Below are 21,322 nucleotides of genomic sequence, written 5' to 3'. Positions count from 1 at the left end.
CGGGTCACTCAGGCCAGACGCCCGTGGCCAGCAGTTGCTCGATGGCCGCCGAGTACGGTGCGATGTCCAGGCCCTGCTCGGCCAGCCACACGTCCGAGTAGTACTTGTCGAGGTACCGGTCCCCCGGGTCGCACAGCAGCGTCACGACGCTCCCGTGCCGTCCCTCGGCCACCATCTCGGCGACGATCTTCAGCGCGCTCCACAGCCCGGTGCCCGTCGAGCCGCCCGCCTTGCGCCCGATGGCCCGCTCCAGGGCCCGTACGGCGGCCACGCTGGCCGCGTCCGGCACCTTCATCATCCGGTCGATGGCGCCGGGCACGAAGCTCGGCTCCATGCGCGGCCGGCCGATGCCCTCGATGCGGGAGCCGCAGTCGCAGGTGACGTCCGGATCGCCGGTGGTCCAGCCCTCGAAGAAGCACGAGTTCTCCGGATCTGCGACACAGATGCGGGTGTCGTGCTGCATGTAGTGGACGTACCGGGCGATGGTCGCGGAGGTGCCGCCGGTGCCGGCCGTGGCGACGATCCACGCGGGCTCCGGGAACCGCTCCAACTCCAGCTGGCGGAAGATGGATTCCGCGATGTTGTTGTTGCCGCGCCAGTCCGTGGCCCGTTCGGCGTAGGTGAACTGGTCCATGTAGTGGCCGCCGGTCTCCACCGCGAGGCGTGCGGACTCCTCGTACATCTTGCGCGAGTCGTCCACGAAGTGGCACTGCCCGCCGTGGAACTCGATCAGGCGGCACTTCTCGGCGCTGGTCGTGCGCGGCATGACCGCGATGAAGGGCACGCCGACCAGCTTCGCGAAGTACGCCTCGGAGACGGCCGTGGAGCCGCTGGACGCCTCGATCACGGGGCGGCCCGGCCGGATCCAGCCATTGCACAGGCCGTACAGGAAGAGCGAACGGGCGAGGCGGTGCTTGAGGCTGCCGGTCGGGTGGGTCGACTCGTCCTTCAGGTACAGGTCGATGCCCCACTGCTCCGGCAGTGGGAAACGCAGCAGGTGCGTGTCGGCCGAGCGGTTGGCGTCGGCCTGGACCTTGCGTACGGCTTCTTTCAGCCAGACGCGGTAGGCGGCGTCGGTGTGGTCGACGTCGAGGGTCACGCCGGACGGGATCTGCTGGACGGTGCTCACGGCGGTGCTCCTCGTGCTGTTCGGCCACGGCGACTCGCGCGGCCGTCCCTTCGAGCATAAACATCTTCCGCACGCTTCTCACCTGCATAAACACACCTTTGAGAGCCTCAAAGGCATCCCTGGACCGCTGGCCTCACCAGGGCTTCACCGGGGCTGCGGGGGCGCATTCGGGCGAGTGCTTCGAGCGCCCCCGGTCAGGCGGGACGTGCGTACTGGTGCTCGACGCGGGACGCGGGCAGACTGCACCGGACGGGACGGCGATCCCGCACGGGGGGCACACTGGATCACGACCACTGCCGGCCACACCAGCCAGAACGAGCCGGCACACCGACGCGCACTAAGGGGGCGGGGCATGGCGGAGCCGGAGTTCAGGGCCACGGGCGTGCGGATCGGGAAGCGGCTGCGCTCGCTGACCCGGGCCGGGCAGGTGCGGATCAGCGACGGCAGGCTGCAGTTGCTCACCAGCTACGGCAGCGAGATCGACAGCGCGCCGGTGCAGGCCGTGCGGGCGTCCAAGCCCTGGTTCGCCCCGGACGACCGGGCACTGGCGGACCTCAACGGCAACCGCTACTCACTGACCCTGGGCGATCACGACCCCGCCCCGGGGGAACCGGGCCCCCCTGCGGCGCGCCGGTTCATAGAGGCCGTACGGAAGGCTGCCGGACGTAAGGGCTGAGTCACAGCGAGTTGCGGTGCCGCACCCCTTGCGTCACTCTGGTCTCACGTCACTCTGGGTTTACCGGCGATAACGCTGCGAACCAGCCCGCCGGCCACGACAGCAGGCAGCCGTTTCCTTCAAGCACCCTGCTGGATCCGTACTCCGTGTTCTTCCGGACCTCTTCAGTCGGGGAGTCGCAGCCGTGATCAAGTACCCAAGCAGGCACTGCACGGTGGAGCTCCAAGCCCTGCCGTCGCGGATCGGCCAGGTCCGCAGAATCGTATCGGCGCAGTTGCGCTACTGGCATCTGGACGCCTTGATAGACCGCGCCGCGCTCGGTGTGACCGAGCTGTTGACCAACGTCCACCAACACGCCCAGCCGGACAAGACGTGCACCGTCGAGATCGAGCTGCTGCTCGACCGGCTGACGGTCTCGGTGCGCGACCACGACCCGCGTCTGCCGGTCCTGGCGGACGTCGAGGGCGTCGACACCCTCGCCACCTGCGGGCGTGGCCTCGCGATGGTGGCCGCGGTCAGCGAGAGCTGGGGCGTGCGGCCGGACGGGGACGCCGGCAAGGTCGTCTGGTTCACGCTTCCGACGCCCGTCGCCGCGGCACGGGCCGGGGTCGCGCGGCCGCCGCAGCGGGCGGCCGTGGAGAAGCCCGCGCGGCGGTTCGCGGAGGTCGGGGCGCGGGTTGACCTGCGCAGGCCCGAACATGCTCCCGCCCGGTTGCTTTGAATGGTTCGGTCGCCTTCGGGCGCTTTCAGCCGGTGTCGAGATGGCGAACGTGCTCAGCGCTTCGTGCCTCCGCGCTCCCCCAGAGGGGCCCCAGCCGTCTCGACACCGGCGCGCCCTTCGGCTCCCTCACGGCCGGTGTCGTTGGCCCACCGAGGTCGGTGGGCACTTGCCGTTGGCCCTGTTGGTCATCGGGCGGCCCTTGGTCGACAGGGGCGCCCTGACACCCGGCGAGGGTCACTCGGTGGCGATCGCCCGCAGTACGTCCAGGCGTGCCGCACGGCGCGCCGGGCGTAGACCCGCCAGGGCTCCGGCCGTGAGGCCGACCAGTGCCACCACCGCGAGTTGCAGGGGAGGCATCGCGAACGCGATGGCGCTGTCGCTCGCGCCGTCTGAGGCCTTGACCAGGACCCAGCCGAGGAAGGCGCCGAGGGCGAGGCCGCCGACCGTGCCGAAGGCGGCCACCAGGATCGACTCCCAGCGGACCATGGCGCGCAGTTGGGAGCGGTTCTGGCCCACGGCTCGCAGCAGGCCCAGTTCGCGGGTGCGCTCGTGGATCGCCAGGGTGAGGGTGTTGGCGATGCCGAGGAGTGCGATGAGCACCGCTAGGGCGAGGAGTGCGTAGACGAGCGTGAGCATCATGTCTATACCGCTCGCCGAGGACTGCGCGTACTCGTCGCGGGTCTGCACCTCGGGGTTGCCGTACTGGCCCGCGACCTTCTCCACCGCCGCCTTGCCCTCGTCCGTGCCGACGCCGTCCTCGAAGGAGACGGCGAGGAGGGTGTCGGCGTCCTGGGTGCGGTGCGGGGCCCAGGCGGCGCGGGTGATGACATAGTCGCCGGCTAGTTCGGACTGGCCGTAGACCGCACGGACGGTGAAGGTCTGCTTCTGGCCGTCGGTGAAGGTGAGCTGTGTCCTGTCGCCGGTCGTCAGGTTCTGCTTGTCGGCCTCCTTCTCGGTGATGGCGATGCCGTCCGTACCGAGGTCGCGCAGGGAGCCACGGACGTTTCCGAGGTCGAAGGTGCGCTCCAGGGCGACCGGGTCGGTGACCGTCAGCGCGCGTCCCTCGCCGTCCACTTCGGCGACCCCTCGGCCCAGGCCGACGGCCGTGTCCACCTCGGGCAGCCGCTGGACCGCGTCCGCGAGACGAGGGCTCAGGCCGCTGCCGCCCGCGCCGAACGACGGGGTGCTGACAGCCACGTCGCCCGCGAAGGACCTGGACACGGTCTGGTCCATGGTCGCCTTCAGCGAGACGCCGAACACCGTGAAGAGGGAGACGACGGCCACGCCGATCATCAGGGCGCTCGCGGTGGCGGCCGTCCGCTTCGGGCTGCGCAGGGCGTTGCGGCGGGCGAGGGAGCCGGTGACGCCGCGCAGCCGGTCGAGGGGGCCGCCGAGAATCCGTACGGCCGTCGTGGCGGCGACCGGGCCGAGGACCACGAAGGCGGCCAGGGCCAGGACGGCACCGGTGCCCGCCAGCCAGATGGACGGGGACAGCAGGACGCCGCTGAGCGTCGTGCCGACCGCGAGGGCCAGCAGGCCCAGGCCGGCGACGGCGCGGAGGCGGGAGGCGCCGGAGGTGTCGACGGCCGTCTCGCGCAGGGCGGCCAGCGGTGCGGTGCGGCCGGCGCGTGCGGCGGGCAGCAGTGCGGAGCCGAGGCAGACCACGATGCCGACCGCGAGCGGCAGGGCCATGGACAGTGCGCTGATGACCAGGTCGCCCTCGGGGAAGGGGAATCCGATCGCCGGGAACAGCGCCTGGAGACCTGCGGCGATACCGATGCCGCCCACGAGCCCGGCCACCGACGCGGTGACGGCCACGGCGGTCGCCTCGACGAGGGTGGCCGCGGTGACCTGGCGGCGTGAGGCACCGAGGGCACGCAACAGGGCGTTCTCACGGGTGCGCTGGGCCACGACGATCGCGAAGGTGTTGTGGATGGAGAAGGTCGCGACCAGCAGGGCCACGCCGGAGAACACCAGCAGGAAGGTGGTGAAGATCGTCAGGAACTGACTGTAGATCATGTCTGTGTTCTCCTCGGCCGACTCCTGGCCGGTGATGGCCTCAACTCCCTTGGGCAGCACGGAAGTCAGCTCGTCGACCAGCTCCTGCCGGCTGACGCCCGGCCCGGCCCGCACCTGGATGCTCGCCGCCTCGCCGGGCCCGGCCGTGAGGTACTGCTCGGCGTCGGCCCGGGTCATGCCCGTGAAGGTCACCTGGGCCATGCCGTCCTCGCCGCCGAAGGTCGCGAGGCCGACGATGGTCACCTTGATCGGGTCGGGTGTGCGCAGGGTCGTCGTGTCGCCGATGTGCAGGTCGCCGCGCTTGGCGGTGCCACGGTCGATGACGACCTCGCCGGACCTCTGCGGAGCGCGGCCCTCGGCGAGCTGGTACGCGTTGAGCTCGGGGTCGGCGATCCAGTTGCCGGCGAGGGTGGGTGGACCCTGGCCGCCGATCGGGTCGCCGTTCCTGCCGACGAGCTGGCCGGCACCCTGGATGTTGGGCGCGGCGGCCGCTACGCCGGGGACCCGCCCGATCGTGCTCACCAGGTCCGTGTCGACCGGTTCGCGCACGCCCTCGCTCTCGCCGGGCGTGGTGATGGCGTCGGCGCTGCGGACGACGGCGTCCGTGCCGCTGGTGGCGTTGCCGAACATCGTGTCGAAGCCGGCGCGGAGCGTGTCGCCCATGACGAGGGTTCCGGCGAGGAAGGCCACGCCGAGGAACACCGCGAGGAACGTACCGGCGAAGCGGCGCTTGTGGGCGCGCAGGGAGGACACGCTCAGGCGGACGGATGCGTTCATGGCGGTCATGACGACGGCACCTCGAAGGCTTTCATGCGGTCCAGGACCTTGTCGGCGGTCGGGGATTCCATACGGTCGACCAGGCGCCCGTCGGCGAGGAAGACGACCTCGTCGGCGTGGGCGGCGGCCACCGGGTCGTGAGTGACCATGACGACCGTGCGGGACGTCTGACGGACCGCGCGGCCGAGCAGGCCGAGAACCTCCTCGCCGGAGCGGGAGTCGAGGTTGCCGGTGGGCTCGTCGGCGAAGACGACGTCCGGCTGCCCCGCGAACGCCCTTGCCACGGCGACGCGTTGCTGCTGGCCGCCGGAGAGCTCGGAGGGCCGGTGGTGGAGCCGGTCGCGCAGGCCTACGACATCGATCAGCGCGTCGAGCCATTCCGCGTCTCCCTTGTCGCCGCGTTCGCCCTTGCCGCCCGCCAGGTCCAACGGCAGCGTGATGTTCTCCGCGACGGTCAGCGTCGGCACCAGGTTGAACGCCTGGAAGACGAAGCCGACGCGGTCGCGCCGCAGCAGGGTCAGGCGGCGGTCGTCGAGGCTGCTCAGGTCGGTGTCGCCGATGTGGGCGGTGCCCGAGGTGAGCGTGTCGAGGCCGGCCGCACAGTGCATCAAGGTGGACTTGCCGGAGCCCGAGGGCCCCATGATCGCGGTGAAGCGGCCGACCGGGAAGTCGACGCTCACCCCGTCCAGGGCCCTCACACTGGTGCCGCCGGTGCCGTACACCTTGACGGCGTCGACGACCCGGGCGGCGGTCCGGGTGACGGTGGTGGTCGTCATGCCGCACCGCCCTTGCCGGTACGGCCGAACTGCTCGTCCAGGACGGACAGCCGACGCCAGTACTCGTCCTCGTCGATCTCGCCGGAGGCGAAGCGGTGACCGAGCACGGTGAGGGGCGAGTTGTCGTCGACGGCCGGCCGCCGGGGGGCGCGGCGTCCACGCCATACCGTGCGGCGCAGCAGCGTGATGCCGCCGATCACGACGGCCGCCCAGATCAGCGGGAAGAGCAGGATCCAGGGGCCGGGGCCGCCGTCTGCGAAGTGAGCCAAGGTCTGCATCTCGAGTCATCTCCCGAGTCGGTTCGGACGGTTCGTTCGGTGATGCTTCGAGGCTCGCGCCGCAGGGGGGTCCGGGTCGTCGTACGGCCAACGGCAGTGTGCGTACCTCGCGGGGAGTACGCGGGGCCGGCTCCGCTGCTACGGAAGGGGCCCGGCGCGGGCTTGATCAGGGCTCGACTTGTGTAACTACTAGTATGTACAGTGAGGGCATGAGCACCTCGGACACCTCGGACCGACTGATCGAGTCCACCCGTGAGCTGCTGTGGGAGCGCGGCTATGTGGGCACCAGCCCCAAAGCCATCCTGGAGCGCGCGGGCGCCGGGCAGGGCAGCATGTACCACCACTTCAAGGGGAAGCCGGATCTCGCGCTCGCCGCGATCCGGCGTACCGCCGAGGAGATGCGAGCTACCGCCGCGGGAGTACTCGACGGGCCGGGCACGCCGTACGAGCGCATCGAGGCGTATCTGCGGCGCGAGCGCGACGTGCTGCGGGGCTGTCCGGTCGGGCGGCTGACCATGGACCCGGACGTGATCGCCAGCGACGAACTGCGGGCGCCCGTGGACGAGACGCTCGACTGGCTGCGTGAACGGCTCGCCGGGATCGTCGAGGAGGGCAAGGAGCAGGGCCAGTTCGCGCCCGGGCTCGACGGCGAGTCGATCGCGGCGACGATCGTCGCGACCGTCCAGGGCGGCTACGTCCTCGCCCGCGCGTCCGGCTCGCCCGCCTCCTTCGACGTGGGCGTGCGGGGGCTGCTCTCCCTGCTCGCACCGCACCAGGAACACTAGGAGGGCGTCCCGATGCACGCGATGCAGTACGAGCTCACGCTGCCCGCCGACTACGACATGGAGATCATCCGTCGCCGCGTCGCGAGCAAGGGGAACCTGCTCGACGAGTGGGACGGCCTGGGCATCAAGACGTATCTGATGCGCGAGCGCGGCGTCCACGGGTCGCCGGTCAACCAGTACGCGCCGTTCTATCTCTGGAACACCGTGGCCGGCATGAACTCCTTCCTCTGGGGCGGCCCGTTCCAAGGGATCGTCAGCGACTTCGGGCGGCCGTCGGTCCGCCAGTGGTCCGGGCTCTCGTACGAGGAGGGCGGCGCCGCCGACTCCCCCGCTCGGGTCGCGGTGCTGCGGCGCCAACCGGTGCCGGACGGTGTGCGGTTGACCGATGTCATGGCGGACGCCGCGCGGGAGACCGGGCGGCTGGCCGGCGCGAGCGGAGTGGTGCTCTCGACGGCTGCCGTGGACACGGGCCGCTGGGAGGTCGTCCACCTCTCGCTCTGGGAGCACGACGCGCCCAAGGCCGACGGTGATGTGTACGAGGTCCTGCACATGTCCGAACCGGGGCGGGCCCGGCTGCCGCAAACGGTGTAAGACCCACCCCCCTGAAAGGAGTCCCCTGACATGCCCTTCGTCCGTATCGACGCCCTGGGAGCGGACCCCGAGCGGCTGGACGCCCTCGGCCGAGCGGTGCACGACGCCCTGGTGGAGGCGATCGGGATCCCACCAGACGACCGGTTCCAGGTGCTGGTCGGGCACGACGGCACCCGGAGCACCCTGCGCTACGACAGCGACTATCTCGGCATCCACCGGGACGACGGCCTCGTGTACGTCACGATCACCCTGCGCTCCGGGCGAACCCCCGCGCAGAAGCAGGCGCTGTACCGGCGGATCGCCGAACTCGCCCACTCCTACGCGGGGACCGAGCCGCGAAACGTGTTCGTCAACCTCATCGAGAACGAGCCGATCAACTGGTCGTTCGGCGAGGGAGTGGCGCAGTACGCCGACTCCCCCGCGCCCATCGATTCACCCGCCTCCGTCGGCTCCCCCGCCCCCGTCGACTCGCCCGCCCTCACCGGACCGTCGTCCTAGGCCACGGCGATGTCCACGGTCGGCCGGAGCTTCGCGGCCGCGGCCAGGGCGTCGTGCACCGGGTGGGTGTCGAAGGCCTCCAACAGGGCCGCGTCCGCGGGGTGTTCGGCGGCCGGGTAGGCGATCTGCTCGTACGCGGCCTGGAAGCGCGGGCCCCAGCGGCGGGCGCCGAGGCGGGCCGTGCGGGAGCAGTTGTCGACCATGTGGGCCACGTCCCGGGCGTGCATGTAGGGCAGCAGTGAGTCGACGGCCTCGATGACGGACTCGTTGACAATCTCCGACCAGGGGTGGCCGCGCTCGGCGAACTCGTCGATCTGGGCCATCATCGTGGCCACGAACACCCCGGCGGTGAACGGATCGACCGGCAGCTCGTGTTCGGCCCGCCGAGCATGCACCCGGTCGCCGACGGCCCACATCGGTGAGCCGCCGATCCTGCTCATCGGGCGTGCGCCGAGCCGCCGTTCGGCCAGGATCACACTGCGCAGTTCGGTGCCGTCGGCGACCTCGTCGTAGACCTCGGCGACGATCTCGCGGGCGGGCCCGTAGGTGGCCGTGTAAGCGCGGTCGAAGACGTCCCGGCCCTCGGAGTCCAGGCGCTCGCGCACCGCCCGCAGACCGGCTCGGGAGACGGTGCGGGCGATCGGGCCGGTGACGTTCTCGCAGGAACGCTCGTACGCGGTCACCTCGCCGTCCCCCGCGAGGCGGTAGTGGCCGTACAGGCTCTCGACGATGCCGTGGACGGCGCCGAGCAGGATGGCGCGCTCGCCGACGATGTCGGAGAGGTACTCGCTGTCGAGCGTGGTGCGGAAGGTGTACGGCGAGCCCAGCGCGACCGACCAGCCGAGCGCGAGGTCGACGGCCCGGCCGTCCGGGTCGGCGTGCACGGCGAAACTACTGTTGATTCCGGCGCCGTTGATCTCGGCGCCCTGCTCGTAGAGCCGTCGCACGGAGTCGCCCATCCCCTTGGGACACACGGCGATCACCCCGTGCCCCGGCGGGAACTCCCCGCCCGTCTCCCGCAGATGGCCGAGCAGGAAACCGTGCGAGAGGCCGATGACGGCGCCGGGCTTCAGGGCCGCGAAGATCTCCCGGTGGTGGGCGGCGAGCGCGGCGTCGGCGATCAGCAGGATCACCAGGTCGCTGTCGGCGGTGACGGCGAGCCAGTCGCCGAGTGTGCCGTCTTCCTCGGTGAAGCCGTGGGCGCGGGCGTCGGCGGCCGAGCTGGAGGCGGGGCGTAGTCCGACGGCCACCTGGATGTCGGTGCCGGCGAGGGAGTCGCGCAGGTTGCGGGCCTGGGCGCGGCCCTGCGGGCCCCAGCCGATCACGCCGATGCGCCGGACGCCGGCGAAGGCCTGCGGCAGGAGGGGAAGAGGTGCCGGCCGCCGCGCAGGATCGTCTCCGTGCCGCCGGGGACGTCCATCGTTTCGAGGGGGAAGACGCGGGAGGCGTAGGTGGTGAAGGTGGAGGTCATGGTCGAGTTGTAGGCTCCACGCGAGTGTTGCAGCAAGCGCAACTTGTGCAGCGCAGTGTTGCGGAAACTGAAACAGCGAGGTCGGCAGGCATGCGTGATGATCACCGGGACCTACGTCTGTTCCTGCATCTGGCGCAGACGCTGAACTTCGGGCGGACCAGCCTCGACTGCCATGTCAGCCCGGCGACGCTGACCCGGACCGTGCAGCGGCTGGAAGCCGATCTCGGGCACCGGCTGTTCGACCGTGGCCCGCGAGGGGTGTCCCTCACGGCCGAGGGCCACCGCTTCCGTGAATACGCCGGCAAGGCACTGGAGTTGTGGCGTGCCTACCGCGAGGAGCATCCCGACCCGGTCGAACTCACCGGCCGTCTGGCCGTGTTCGCCACGGTCACCGCCTGTCAGGCGCTGCTGCCCGACCTGTTGGCGCCGTTCCGCACCGCCCACCCGCAGGTCCGGCTCGATCTGCGCACCGGTGACGCGGCGGCGGCGCTGGCCCGGCTGGACGAGGGCGAGGTGGACGTGGCCGTCGCGGGGATCCCGGCGCGGCTGCCCGAGCCGCTGGTCGGCCGGACGGTCGCCGTGACCGAGCTGGTCCTGGTCACCGCGCGGAACCGCCCCGACCCCGGCCTCGAAGGACCGTTCGTCCTGCCCCACCGCGGGCTGGTCCGCGAGGCCGCCGACCGCTGGTTCCGCACCCTCGGCACGACACCCGAGGTCGCCTGTGAACCGGACGGCCACGAAGGGCTGTTGACGCTGGTCGCCCTGGGGTGTGGCACGGGTGTGGTGCCGCGTCTCGTGCTGGAGCACGGTGCGGTGCGGGACCGGCTGTCGGTCGTCCCCGCCGATCCGCCGCCGGAGCCGTTCCCGATCGGGTTGTGCGTCCGGCGGGCCGATCTGCGGCGGCCGCTGGTGGCCGCCTTGTGGAGTCTCACGGCTCCCTGAGGTCCAGGCGGCCGACGCGGGCCACGTTCTCCCGGTCCTCGGCGTCCGCGCTGGCCTCGGCCGCGAACCAGGCGTCGAGGATCTCCTTGAGCAACGGCTCGGACGTCAGACGCAGGCTGAGCGCGAGCACGTTGGCGTCGTTCCAGCGGCGGGCGCCGTCCGCCGTGTACGCGTCCGTGCACAGGGCGGCCCGTACGCCCGGCACCTTGTTCGCGGCGATCGACGCGCCCGTGCCGGTCCAGCAGCACACGACCGCCTGGTCGGCCGTCCCGGCGGCGACCTCGCGGGCGGCCGCCTCGGAGCAGGCGGCCCACTGGGGGTCGTCACCGGGGCTGAGCGCCCCGTGGGTGACGACGTCGTGGCCGCGACCGCGCAGCTCGTCGACGAGGGCACGGGCCACAGGTTCGTCCATGTCCGAGGAGACGGAGATCCGCATGTCTTGAGCCTACCGCCGGGCATGCGTCCGCTCGGCTCGCGGCCGAGCATGGAGGTGACCGGCGGGAACGGCCGAGGAGGAGCCATGCCGACCCTGCACATCGAGCACCCGATCAAGGACTTCGCCACCTGGAAGTCGGCCTTCGACCGCTTCGCCCCGCAGCGCGCCGAGGCGGGCGTACGGCACCACCGCGTCCAGCGGCCGGTCGACGACCCCGCCTACGTCGTCGTGGATCTGGATTTCGACGAGGTGGCCGACGCCGAACGGTTCCTGGGGTTCCTCAGGACGAAGGTGTGGTCCTCGTCGGAGAACGCGCCGGCGCTGGCCGGTGCGCCCCGGACGCGAATCCTGGAGACCGCCGACGAGGCCTGAGTTCTCCCGGACCTACGTCAGCGCCCCCAGCGGATCGTCCAGCACCGGCTGCCAGGCCAACTCGGCGGCGCCGACCAGGCTGTTGTGGTCGAGGGTGCACGCGAGGATCGGGACGCCGCCGCTCTGGCCCCACAGGCTGCGGTCGGCGACGACCGCGCGCAGGCGGTCGGGGTCGGCGTCCAGGAGGGTGCGGTGGAGGCCACCGAGGATGATGCGGTCCGGATTGAGGATGTTGACAAGGCCGGCGAGGCCCAGGCCGAGGCGGTCGATGAGGGCCTCGGTGGCCGTGCGGACGGCGGGGTTCTCGTACTGGGTGCGGATCAGGTCCTTGGCCTGCTGAAGCAGGTTGACCTCGGGGCCCGGCTCGCGGCCGGCCGCCGTGAGGAGGGCCAGCGGGTCGGCCTCGACGTCGAGGCAGCCGCGGCTGCCGCAGTGGCAGGGTCTGCCCTCGGGGTTCACGGTGAGGTGGCCGACCTCCAGGGCGAGGCCTGAGCTGCCGGTGTGCAGACGGCCGTCCAGCACGAGGGCGCCGCCGACGCCCCGGTGCCCGGTGGCCACGCACAGCAGGTGGCGGGCGCCGCGACCCGCGCCGTGCCGGTGCTCGGCGAGGGCGGCGAGGTTGACGTCGTTGCCGGCGAACGCCGGTCCGGTGATCCCGGCCTCGCGCACGCGCTCCGCGAAGATACGGCGGACGGGCGCGCCCACGGGCCAGGCCAGGTGCAGCGGGTTGAGCGCCAGGCCGTCCGGTTCCGCGACGGCGGACGGTACGGCGAGCCCGGCGCCCACGCAGCGCCGTCCGGTCGTGCGCAGCAGGTCGGCGCCCGCATCCACGACCGAGCCGAGGACCTTGGCCGGATCGGCGTCCACCGTCTCGCAGCCGGGCGCGGTGGCGACGATACGGCCGCCGAGGCCGACCAGCGCCGCCCGGAAGCCGTCGGCGTGCACCTGTGCGGCGAGGACGACCGGCCCGTCCTCGGCGACCGCCAGCCGGTGCGAGGGCCGCCCCTGCGAACCGGCCGCCGCACCGGGCCGGGCATCCACCCGGATCAGCCCGAGCGCCTCCAGCTCGGCGGCGACCGCGCCGGCCGTGGCCCGGGTCACGCCGAGTTCGGCGGTGAGGACGGCACGCGTGGGGGCGCGTCCGGTGTGCACGAGCTCCAACGCGGGTCCGAGCGCACCGCGCCCCCGGTCCAGCCGCGTCCTCGAGGTGGTTCCTTCCCCCGCCGGCCGGGGGTCCGCCTTGCCGCTCATGAGGGCGAGTCTCCCATGATCCGCAGATGTGGCGGCCTACAGCCCGCTCACCCTGAGCGTGATGTTCAACCGCCCGGTCAGCCCCAACTCCGGCGGTGCGGTGCCCGGCTGCACCCTCGGCACTCCGTGGTAGGCGAGCCGCGACGGGCCGCCGAACACGAACAGATCACCGCTGCGCAGCTCGACGTCCGTATAGGGCCGGGTCCGGGTCTCGGCGTTGCCGAAGCGGAAGACGCAGGTGTCACCGAGGCTCAGGGACACCACCGGGGCGTCCGACTTCTCGTCGCTGTCGCGGTGCATGCCCATGCGGGCGTCGGCGTCGTAGAAGTTGATCAGCGCGATGTCGTACGACGTCTCCGAGTAAGCCGCCTCCGACTCGCCCAGCGTGTCCCGCACCGCCCGACGGCCCAGCTCGCCCAGCCAGTCGGGGAACGGTTTGACCGGGGCGCCGTCGCCGTCGACGACCGTGCGGGCGTAGCCGTACGGGTACCAGTGCCAGCCCAGGCAGACCTGGCGGGCGGTCATGGTGCCGCCGCCGGGCGTGTGGACCGTACGCAGCCCGGCCGGTGGGCGTGCCCACTCGCGGCAGGCCTCCAGCAGCTCGCGCCGGCGGTCCGGATCCAGCCAGCCGGGCACATGCACCGCGCCCGGCGCGACCTCCGTACGTTCCCGGGGGAACAGCTCGGCGTCCATGCCTCCCATCCTCCCCCACCGGCCCCACCCGCCGTGAGCTGCGCCTCGGCTAGCCTTGACGCACGATGAACGACCGTATGACGACGCCCTGGGGCGAGCTCGCGCTGACCCGTTTCCCCGAGGACCCGCGTGACAGGCTGCGCGCCTGGGACGCCTCCGACGAGTACCTCCTCAGGCATCTGGCGGAGCGGGAGACCTCGCTGTCCGGCACGGTCGTGGTGGTCGGGGACCGCTGGGGCGCCCTGGTCACGGCGCTCGCGGCGCACCAGCCCGTACAGATCACGGACTCCTACCTGACCCAGGAGGCGACCCGGGCCAACCTCGCCCGCGCCGGCGTCGGGCCCGGCTCCGTCCGGCTGCTCACCACGCAGGACCCGCCGCCGGAGCGCATCGACGTCCTGCTCGTGCGGGTGCCGAAGAGTCTGGCGCTGCTGGAGGACCAGCTGCTGCGGCTGGCGCCCTCGGTGCACGAGGGCACGGTGGTGGCCGGCACCGGGATGGTGAAGGAGATCCACACCTCGACGCTCCGGTTGTTCGAGCGGATCCTCGGCCCGACCCGCACCTCGCTCGCCGAGAAGAAGGCCCGGTTGATCTTCTGCACGCCCGAGCCGTCGCGGGCGCGGCACGCCAATCCGTGGCCGTACACCTACACGCTGCCCGACGGCATCGGCGCGGTCTCCGGGCGCACGGTCGTCAATCACGCGGGTGTCTTCTGCGCCGACCGGCTCGACATCGGTACGCGGTTCTTCCTGGGGCACCTTCCGGACGGGAAGGGCGCCCAGCGGGTGGTGGATCTCGGGTGCGGCAACGGCGTCGTCGGTACCGCGGTGGCGCTGGCGAACCCGGAGGCCGAGGTGCTGTTCGTGGACGAGTCGTTCCAGGCCGTGGCCTCGGCGGAGGCGACGTACCGGGCGAACGGGGTGCAGGGGCACGCCGAGTTCCGGGTCGGGGACGGGCTGGCGGGCGTGCCGGCCGGGAGTGTCGACCTCGTGCTCAACAATCCGCCGTTCCACTCCCACCAGGCGACGACCGACGCGACGGCTTGGCGGATGTTCACGGGGGCGCGGCGCGCGCTCGGGCCGGGCGGTGAGCTGTGGGTGATCGGCAACCGGCATCTCGGCTATCACCTGAAGCTGCGGCGGCTGTTCGGCAACAGTCAACTCGTCGCCAGTGACGCGAAGTTCGTGGTGCTGAGGGCGGTCAAGAAGTAGGCGTCACGTCTCAGGGCGCCCTCAACACCCCGATGATGTCGGCCACCGCCCCTACCATCGCCTCCCGCCCCACACTCAGGTACTTGCGTGAGTCGACCGCCTCGGGGTGGGCGGCGAGGAAGTCGCGGATCGCTTCTGTCATGGCGATGTTGAGCGCCGTGCCCACATTGACCTTGGCGATGCCGCCCGCGACCGCCGCGGTCAGTTCACCGTCGGGGACGCCGGAGGAGCCGTGCAGGACGAGGGGGACGTCCAGGGTGGCGGACAGGCGTTTGAGGAGCTCGTGGTCGAGGGTGGCGGTGCGGGTGGTCATGGCGTGCGAGCTGCCGATGGCGACCGCGAGCGCGTCGACGCCGGAGTCGGTGACGAAGGCGTGGGCCTCGGCGGGGTCGGTGCGGGCCCCGGGGGCGTGGGCGTCGAGGGGCGGCTCGCCGTTCTTGCCGCCCAGTCGGCCCAACTCGGCCTCGATCCAGAGGCCTTGAGCGTGCGCCCAGTCGACGGAGGCCTTCGTGGCGGCGAGGTTGTCCGCGTACGGCAGCCTGGCCGCGTCGTACATCACGGAGCTGAACCCGGCGCCCGGCGCCTGGCGCAGCAGGTCGTCGCTCTGGACGTGGTCGAGGTGCAACGCGACGGGGACGGCGGCCCGTTCGGCGGCGGCGACGGCCGCGCGGGCGAGCGGGAGGAGGCGTCCGTAGCGGAACTTGACGGCGTTCTCGCTGACTTGGAGGACGACGGGCGAGCACACCGATTCCGCACCGGCGATGACGGCCTCGACGTGCTCCAGGGTGATGATGTTGAACGCGGCGACGGCGGAGCGGGCTGCGGCGGCGCGGGTGACGAGCTCACCGGTGGTCACGAGGGGCACGGCTCTCCTTTCTCGGCGCGTCAGGGGGCGAGGATCACCGAGCGGGTGAGATGGCGCGGTTGGTCCGGATCCAGACCGCGGGCCGCGGCGACGGCGACCGCGAGCCGCTGGGCGCGGACCAGTTCGGCGAGCGGGTCGAGACGGCCCTCGATCCACAACCCGCCCGTGGCGCGCACCTGTTCGGCCAGCCCCTCGGGCGCCTCGCCGAACATCCAGGTGGCGGTGCCACTCGTGGTGACGCTGATGGGGCCGTGCCGGTACTCCATGGCCGGGTAGGCCTCGGTCCAGGACAGCGACGCCTCGCGCATCTTCAGCCCGGCCTCGTTGGCCAGCCCCACGGTCCAGCCACGCCCGAGGAAGGTGAACTGCCCGCACCCCACGAGCCCTTCGGGCAGCTCGCGGGCGAGTGCGGTGCGCGCGTCGGCCACCGCCTCGTCGGTGCGCAGGCCGAGATGGGCGCGGAGCAGGGTGAGGGCGGTGGTCGCAAACCGGGTCTGTACGACGGACCGTTCGTCCGCGTAGTCGAGGACGACGACCTCGTCGGCGGCCGTCATGACGGGCGTGTTCGGGTCGGCGGTGATCGCCGTGGTACGCGTTCGCCCTTTCAGCCCTCGCAGCAGGTCCAGCACTTCGGTCGTCGTACCGGAGCGGGTGAGGGCGACGACGCGGGCGTAAGCACGCCCGGACGGGAACTCCGAGGCGGCGAAGGCGTCCGTCTCCCCCTGACCCGACCCCTCGCGCAGCACGGCGAAGGCCTGCGCCATGAAGTACGACGTGCCGCAGCCAACGACCGCGACCCGCTCCCCCGGCACCGGAAGAACCCCGCCGAGGCCGACCGCCTCCGCCGCGGCGCGCGTCCAGCACTCGGGCTGGCTGTTGAGCTCGTCCTCGACATGCGTCATGCCGCCACCCTTCGCACTTCACCCCATGGATGATTGTTCTTGCAAGATATCCATAGCTTTCGAGCAGAATCAAGCATTACGGGGCATGAGGCGTGCGCTAGGGTCGCCGGAAGATCGAGGAATGGAGGGCGCATGTCGCGCGACGCCCGCTGGAAGGCACTGCTGGAGCTGCTCGTCGAGCGGGGCCGGCTGGACGTCGAGGAGGCGGCCGCCGAGCTGGAGGTGTCGTCCGCCACGATCCGCCGCGACTTCGACCAGCTCGCCGAGCAGCAGATGCTCGTGCGCACGCGGGGCGGCGCGGTCGTGCACGGGGTGTCGTACGAACTGCCGCTGCGCTACAAGACGGCCCGGCACGCCTCCGAGAAGCAGCGCATCGCCAAGGCGGTGGCCGGCCTCGTCGCGCCCGGCGAGGCGGTGGGGCTGACCGGGGGCACGACGACCACGGAGGTGGCGCGGGCCCTGGCCGTGCGCAGCGATCTGGCGTCCGGCTCACCCGCGCTCACCGTCGTCACCAACGCGCTCAACATCGCCAATGAGCTGGCCGTGCGACCCCAGTTCAAGATCGTGCTCACCGGCGGGGTGGCGCGCCCCCAGTCGTACGAGCTCATCGGTCCGCTCGCGGACGCGGTGCTGGCCCAGATCACGATCGACGTGGCGGTGCTCGGCGTCGTCGCCTTCGACGTGACGCACGGCGCCGCCGCGCACGACGAGGCGGAGGCGGCGATCAACCGGCTGCTGTGCGAGCGGGCCGCGCGGGTGGTCGTGGCCGCGGACTCCAGCAAGCTGGGCCGGCGGGCGTTCGCCCGGATCTGCGCGGTCGACGCGGTGGACACGCTGGTCACGGACACGGCGGCCGCACCCGACACCGTACGGCTCTTCGAGGAGGCGGGGCTGACGGTCATCGCGGTCTGAGAGTCGTCTCCCCGGTCCCGGCCCTCGCCCGGCCGATTCCACCTACGCTGGGATCGAGGCGCATGGCGGGCCAGGGAGGCTGCGATGAGCACGACACCGATCGACGGGGACGTACGGGGGGCTTCGCGCTATCTGCCGATCGCCGAGCACGGACTGATCGGCGATCTGCGCAGTGTGGCCCTGGTGGGGACGGACGGCACGATCGACTGGTACTGCTGTCCGGCCTTCGACGCCCCGAGTGTCTTCGCGGCGATCCTGGATGCGGAGCGGGGCGGCTGCTTCGAGCTGGCGGCGGCGGTGCCGGCCCGGACCGAGCAGTTCTACTTCCCGGACACGAACGTCCTGATCACCCGGTTCTTCACGCAGGACGGCGTCGGTGAGGTGCAGGACTTCATGCCGGTGGACGGCGGCTTGGTGGAGACCGAACGGCACCGGCTGATCCGGCGTGTGGTGTGCGTCCGCGGGTCGATCCCCTTCCGTACGCGGGTCGCGCCGCGCTTCGACTACGGCACCCGGCCGCACACCGTCCGCCGGGTGGGCGACGTCACGGTCTTCGAGTCCGAGAAGCTGTCGCTCGGGCTGACCGCGACCATGCCGCTGGAGGTCGACGGGCTTGACGTGTGCGCCGAATTCAAGCTCTCCGAGGGCGAGTCGGCGGTGTTCGCGCTGGACCAGGTCGGCGGCGAGATCGACCCGCGGCGGTGCGCGCGGACCGAGGCCGAGGAGCAGTTCAACAGCACGGTGGCGTACTGGCGGCACTGGCTGTCCGCGTCCAAGTACCGGGGCCGCTGGCGGGAGATGGTGCACCGCTCCGCGCTCACCCTGAAGCTGCTCACCTACGCGCCCACCGGCGCGATCGTGGCCGCGCCGACGACGAGCCTGCCCGAGCAGCCGGGCGGCGAACGCAACTGGGACTATCGGTACGTGTGGATACGCGACGCCGCCTTCTGTGTGTACGCGCTGCTGCGGCTGGGCTTCACGGGTGAGGCCGAGGCGTTCATGAAGTTCCTGACCCAGTACGTGAGTCGGGGCGACGGCTGTCACGTCGGTCCGTTGCAGGTCATGTACGGCATCGACGGCCGCACCGACCTGACCGAGCGCGAACTCGACCACTTGGAGGGGCACCTCGGTTCCGCCCCGGTGCGCGTCGGCAACGCCGCCGCCGACCAGCTCCAGCTCGACATCTACGGCGCGCTGATCGACTCGATCTACCTCTACGACAAGTGGGCGGAGCCGATCTCCAGCGACCAGTGGGACGACGTGTGCGGGCTGGTGGACTGGGTGTGCGAGAACTGGGACCAGCCCGACGAGGGCATCTGGGAGACCCGCGGCGGCCGCAAGAACTTCCTGTACTCGCGGCTGATGTGCTGGGTGGCGATCGAGCGGGCCATCCGCATGGCCAACCGGCGCGGCCTGCCCGCCGATCTGCCGCACTGGCAGCGGTGCCGGGACACGATCTACCGGCGGATCATGCGCCGGGGCTGGTCCGAGACGCGCCAGGCCTTCGTCCAGCACGAGGACGACGACGTGCTCGACGCGGCCGTACTGATGATGCCGCTGACGAAGTTCATCTCGCCGACCGACCCCAAGTGGCTGTCCACGCTGGACGCCCTCACCCAGGACCTGGTGTCCGACTCCCTGGTCTACCGCTACGACCCGGCGGCGAGCCCCGACGGACTGCAGGGTGACGAGGGCACGTTCTCGATCTGCTCGTTCTGGTACGTCGAGGCCATGGTCCGCGCCGGCCGTGTCGACGAGGCGCGGCTGGCCTTCGAGAAGATGCTGACCTACGCCAACCATCTGGGCCTGTACGCCGAGGAGATCAGCCACACGGGCGAGCAACAGGGCAACTTCCCCCAGGCGTTCACCCATCTCGCCCTGATCAGTGCGGCCTTCAACCTGGATCGCGTCCTGGGGTGACCGGAGTTCACCGGTTCACAGGTTCATCGACAAGACATCGAACTTAGGTGAGGCTAACCTAAACAGGGTTCCCCGACTCACCGAAGGGCAACCCGAGATGACGCCTGGCTCGATCTTCCCGTACGTCATGCCGACCCCCGCGATGCTGCCCGACGACCGGACCGGGTGGACCCTCGACCCGGGCCGGGCGGCGCTCGTGGTGCTGAATCTGCAACGGCGTTTCCTCCGGGTGGTGGAGCAGGAGGGCGCTCCCGTCACCGCGCTCCTCGCCGGCGCGGGCCGGTTGGTGGGCGCCGCCCGTGCGGCGGGCGTTCCCGTCATCCACTCGGTGCCGGCCGGTGAACGAGGTCCCGCGCTCGCCGTACGACCGTCCGGGCCGCCGGCCGACAAGGGCGGCGAGGCGTTCGCCGAGCAGGTCGTGCCGCGGACCGGGGACGCCGTGCTCACCGCCCGGAAGTACAGCGCGTTCGCGCGGACCCGACTGGAAAGCCGGTTACGGGACCTGAAGCGCGACCAGGTCGTGATCGTCGGGCTGTTCGCCCGGGTCGGCGTGCTGATGACGGCCGCCGACGCCTGGGTACAGGACCTGGAGCCCTTCGTCGTCGCGGATGCCATCGCCGATGTGCGGGCCGGTGGCCACGAGTTCGCGCTGGAATGGGTGGCGGACACGTGCGGGGCGGTGACGTCCACGGATCAGGTGGTGGCCGCGTTCGACCCCGCCGTGCCGACGGCGGAAGCGGTCTGACCGGCTCAGACGGACGCCGTGTGCCGGTCCCGCAGGGAGCGGTGGATCTCCCCCGCGCGGATCGCGGTGGTCGACAGCAGGGTCGAGGTGAGCCCGTGCGTGTGCTCGGTGCCGCCCTGCAGATAGATCCCCGCGGTGACGTCGGGCGCGGTCTCCACGCGGTGGTCGCGGGAGACACGGATGGCGTCCCCGTCGTCCCGCAGGCAGACCTTCGCCGCCTCGCCGAGCAGGGCGGTGAGGTCGCGGGGACGGTAGCCGGTGGCGTGGACCAGTACGTCGGTCTCCAGCACCTGCTGTTCCCCGGTGGGCAGGAACTCCACCGAGACATCGAGCGGCCCGCCGCCGCGCTGCCGGACGTCGCGGATGCGGGAGACATTGAGGAAGCGCAGTCGCTCCCGGCCGGCGACCTTCTCCTGGTAGGCGGTGGCGTACAGGGACTCGATCAACTCCATGTCGACGACGGAGTAGTTGGTGGAGCGGTGGTAGTCGAAGAGGGACTGTTTGACCTCGGACGGTGCGCCGAAATACACGTCCACCGCCTCCGGGTCGAAGATGCGGTTGGCGAACGGGCTGTCGTCGGCCGGGGTGTAGCCGTACTTGGCGAACACCGCGCAGACCTCGGCCTCGGGGAACGAGCGGTGCAGGAAGTCCACGGTCTCGGCGGCGCTCTGCCCCGCACCGAGGACGACCGCGCGGCGCACCGGCTCACCGGCGGCGGCGAGTTCGGTCACGCGAGGCAGTAACTGGCTGTTGTGCCAGATGCGTTCGGACAGTTCGACGCCGGGCGGCACATGCGGCTCCAGGCCGACCGCCACGCTGATGTCGGGGGCCCGGCGGGTGACCGTCCGGCCGGGGCGCTCCGGGTCCCGGCAGACCACGTCGAAGTGCGTCACCGTGCCCGTGTCGTCGCGCACGGGGTCGATGGCGGTCACCACGTGGTCGTACGCCACGAGGTGCCGCACCCGCTCGGCGGCCCACTCGAAGTACTCGTGGAACTCGACGCGCAGCGGGAAGAGTGTCTTCTGGTTCAGGAAGTCGATCAGTCGGCCGCGCTCGCGCAGGAAGCACAGGAAGCTGAAGTCGCTGGCCGGATTGCGCAGCGTCACCAGGTCCTTGAGAAACGACACCTGCATGGTGGCGTCGTCGATGAGCATGCCCCGGTGCCAGCCGAAACGTGGCTGGCGCTCCAGGAAAAGGGCGTTGATCCGACGGTCGGCCGGAAGGTCCGCGTTGTGTTCGTCAATCGCTATGGCCAGGGCGAGATTTGACGGCCCGAAGCCGATTCCGAGGACGTCGTAGGTGGTGTCCGTGGTGTCCGATCCCATGAGCGGTGACTTCACCGTGGCATCGCC

At 71.4% G+C, this 21,322-nt stretch carries 21 protein-coding genes and 1 pseudogene; 11 read left to right on the top strand and 11 right to left on the bottom strand.

What is annotated here, in order from left to right; all coding sequences use genetic code 11:
• Positions 1-4 precede the first annotated feature (4 nt).
• Positions 5-1,129 (bottom strand): PLP-dependent cysteine synthase family protein, encoded by a 1,125-nt coding sequence (locus QQM39_RS42530; RefSeq protein WP_302002918.1) that lies wholly within the window; start codon positions 1,127-1,129, stop codon positions 5-7.
• A 352-nt stretch (positions 1,130-1,481) separates the two neighbouring features.
• On the opposite strand from QQM39_RS42530, the gene QQM39_RS42525 reads away from it, so the two are divergent.
• Together QQM39_RS42525 and QQM39_RS42520 are read left to right on the top strand one after the other, a co-directional pair.
• Positions 1,482-1,805: a hypothetical protein gene (locus QQM39_RS42525; protein WP_302002917.1), complete on the top strand. Its 324-nt coding sequence runs from the start codon at positions 1,482-1,484 to the stop codon at positions 1,803-1,805.
• 184 nt (positions 1,806-1,989) lie between these two features.
• On the top strand, positions 1,990-2,526 hold the full coding sequence (locus QQM39_RS42520; protein ID WP_302002916.1) for an ATP-binding protein: 537 nt from the start codon (positions 1,990-1,992) through the stop codon (positions 2,524-2,526).
• 234 nt (positions 2,527-2,760) lie between these two features.
• On the opposite strand, the gene QQM39_RS42515 is transcribed toward QQM39_RS42520, so the two are convergent.
• Genes QQM39_RS42515 through QQM39_RS42505 form a run of 3 tightly spaced genes read right to left on the bottom strand, consistent with a single transcriptional unit; the run spans position 2,761 to position 6,376 of the window.
• Positions 2,761-5,322, bottom strand: coding sequence for an ABC transporter permease (locus QQM39_RS42515; RefSeq protein WP_302003914.1), 2,562 nt, complete (start codon positions 5,320-5,322; stop codon positions 2,761-2,763).
• A gap of 5 nt (positions 5,323-5,327) precedes the next feature.
• The gene (locus QQM39_RS42510; protein WP_302002915.1) at positions 5,328-6,098 is read right to left on the bottom strand and encodes an ABC transporter ATP-binding protein; all 771 of its coding nucleotides are present in this window, start codon (positions 6,096-6,098) and stop codon (positions 5,328-5,330) included.
• A complete protein-coding gene (locus QQM39_RS42505) occupies positions 6,095-6,376 on the bottom strand; it encodes an SHOCT domain-containing protein (protein WP_302002914.1) in 282 nt (93 codons plus the stop codon). Before QQM39_RS42505 ends, QQM39_RS42510 begins: the two co-directional genes overlap by 4 nt.
• Positions 6,377-6,570: 194 nt before the next feature.
• Between QQM39_RS42505 and QQM39_RS42500 the strand changes: the two genes are divergently transcribed.
• Genes QQM39_RS42500 through QQM39_RS42490 form a run of 3 tightly spaced genes read left to right on the top strand, consistent with a single transcriptional unit; the run spans position 6,571 to position 8,250 of the window.
• A complete protein-coding gene (locus tag QQM39_RS42500) occupies positions 6,571-7,161 on the top strand; it encodes a TetR/AcrR family transcriptional regulator (RefSeq protein WP_302002913.1) in 591 nt (196 codons plus the stop codon).
• Between the two features lie 12 nt (positions 7,162-7,173).
• Complete coding sequence (locus QQM39_RS42495) at positions 7,174-7,752, top strand: DUF4865 family protein (protein WP_302002912.1); 579 nt, start codon at positions 7,174-7,176, stop codon at positions 7,750-7,752.
• A 30-nt stretch (positions 7,753-7,782) separates the two neighbouring features.
• The gene (locus QQM39_RS42490) at positions 7,783-8,250 is read left to right on the top strand and encodes a tautomerase family protein (RefSeq protein ID WP_302002911.1); all 468 of its coding nucleotides are present in this window, start codon (positions 7,783-7,785) and stop codon (positions 8,248-8,250) included.
• On the opposite strand, the pseudogene QQM39_RS42485 reads toward QQM39_RS42490, so the two are convergent.
• Positions 8,247-9,721 (bottom strand): annotated as a pseudogene (locus tag QQM39_RS42485) (ketol-acid reductoisomerase). The gene QQM39_RS42490 and the pseudogene QQM39_RS42485 overlap by 4 nt on opposite strands.
• Before the next feature lie 90 nt (positions 9,722-9,811).
• On the opposite strand from QQM39_RS42485, the gene ilvY reads away from it, so the two are divergent.
• Positions 9,812-10,663, top strand: coding sequence for an HTH-type transcriptional activator IlvY (gene ilvY / locus QQM39_RS42475; protein WP_302002908.1), 852 nt, complete (start codon positions 9,812-9,814; stop codon positions 10,661-10,663).
• On the opposite strand, the gene QQM39_RS42470 is transcribed toward ilvY, so the two are convergent.
• A complete protein-coding gene (locus tag QQM39_RS42470) occupies positions 10,650-11,099 on the bottom strand; it encodes an RpiB/LacA/LacB family sugar-phosphate isomerase (protein WP_302002907.1) in 450 nt (149 codons plus the stop codon). The genes ilvY and QQM39_RS42470 overlap by 14 nt on opposite strands.
• Positions 11,100-11,183: 84 nt before the next feature.
• On the opposite strand from QQM39_RS42470, the gene QQM39_RS42465 reads away from it, so the two are divergent.
• Positions 11,184-11,471: a hypothetical protein gene (locus tag QQM39_RS42465; RefSeq protein ID WP_302002906.1), complete on the top strand. Its 288-nt coding sequence runs from the start codon at positions 11,184-11,186 to the stop codon at positions 11,469-11,471.
• Between the two features lie 12 nt (positions 11,472-11,483).
• Here the strand turns inward: QQM39_RS42465 and QQM39_RS42460 are convergent, their stop codons facing one another.
• Entirely contained in the window at positions 11,484-12,722 is a 1,239-nt protein-coding gene (locus QQM39_RS42460) for an ROK family protein (protein ID WP_302002905.1), read from the bottom strand.
• A 36-nt stretch (positions 12,723-12,758) separates the two neighbouring features.
• Entirely contained in the window at positions 12,759-13,415 is a 657-nt protein-coding gene (locus QQM39_RS42455) for an alpha-ketoglutarate-dependent dioxygenase AlkB (RefSeq protein ID WP_302002904.1), read from the bottom strand.
• Between the two features lie 77 nt (positions 13,416-13,492).
• On the opposite strand from QQM39_RS42455, the gene QQM39_RS42450 reads away from it, so the two are divergent.
• Entirely contained in the window at positions 13,493-14,626 is a 1,134-nt protein-coding gene (locus QQM39_RS42450) for a methyltransferase (RefSeq protein ID WP_302003913.1), read from the top strand.
• A 10-nt stretch (positions 14,627-14,636) separates the two neighbouring features.
• Here the strand turns inward: QQM39_RS42450 and QQM39_RS42445 are convergent, their stop codons facing one another.
• Together QQM39_RS42445 and QQM39_RS42440 are read right to left on the bottom strand one after the other, a co-directional pair.
• A complete protein-coding gene (locus QQM39_RS42445; protein WP_302002903.1) occupies positions 14,637-15,491 on the bottom strand; it encodes a class II fructose-bisphosphate aldolase in 855 nt (284 codons plus the stop codon).
• A gap of 20 nt (positions 15,492-15,511) precedes the next feature.
• Positions 15,512-16,393 (bottom strand): SIS domain-containing protein, encoded by an 882-nt coding sequence (locus tag QQM39_RS42440; RefSeq protein ID WP_302002902.1) that lies wholly within the window; start codon positions 16,391-16,393, stop codon positions 15,512-15,514.
• Positions 16,394-16,525: 132 nt separating this feature from the next.
• Between QQM39_RS42440 and QQM39_RS42435 the strand changes: the two genes are divergently transcribed.
• From QQM39_RS42435 to QQM39_RS42425, 3 genes are all read left to right on the top strand, one after another.
• Complete coding sequence (locus tag QQM39_RS42435; RefSeq protein ID WP_302002901.1) at positions 16,526-17,305, top strand: DeoR/GlpR family DNA-binding transcription regulator; 780 nt, start codon at positions 16,526-16,528, stop codon at positions 17,303-17,305.
• 84 nt (positions 17,306-17,389) lie between these two features.
• Entirely contained in the window at positions 17,390-19,225 is a 1,836-nt protein-coding gene (locus QQM39_RS42430) for a glycoside hydrolase family 15 protein (RefSeq protein WP_302002900.1), read from the top strand.
• Between the two features lie 97 nt (positions 19,226-19,322).
• Positions 19,323-19,970 (top strand): isochorismatase family protein, encoded by a 648-nt coding sequence (locus tag QQM39_RS42425; RefSeq protein ID WP_302002899.1) that lies wholly within the window; start codon positions 19,323-19,325, stop codon positions 19,968-19,970.
• A gap of 5 nt (positions 19,971-19,975) precedes the next feature.
• Here the strand turns inward: QQM39_RS42425 and QQM39_RS42420 are convergent, their stop codons facing one another.
• On the bottom strand, positions 19,976-21,310 hold the full coding sequence (locus tag QQM39_RS42420; protein ID WP_302002898.1) for a lysine N(6)-hydroxylase/L-ornithine N(5)-oxygenase family protein: 1,335 nt from the start codon (positions 21,308-21,310) through the stop codon (positions 19,976-19,978).
• Positions 21,311-21,322: the final 12 nt, after the last annotated feature.

Origin of the sequence: Streptomyces sp. DT2A-34 (assembly GCF_030499515.1) — a bacterium.
Classification (GTDB): domain Bacteria; phylum Actinomycetota; class Actinomycetes; order Streptomycetales; family Streptomycetaceae; genus Streptomyces.
Note: the sequence above shows the minus strand (reverse complement) of the source record. Positions and strands in the feature narration are given on the sequence as shown.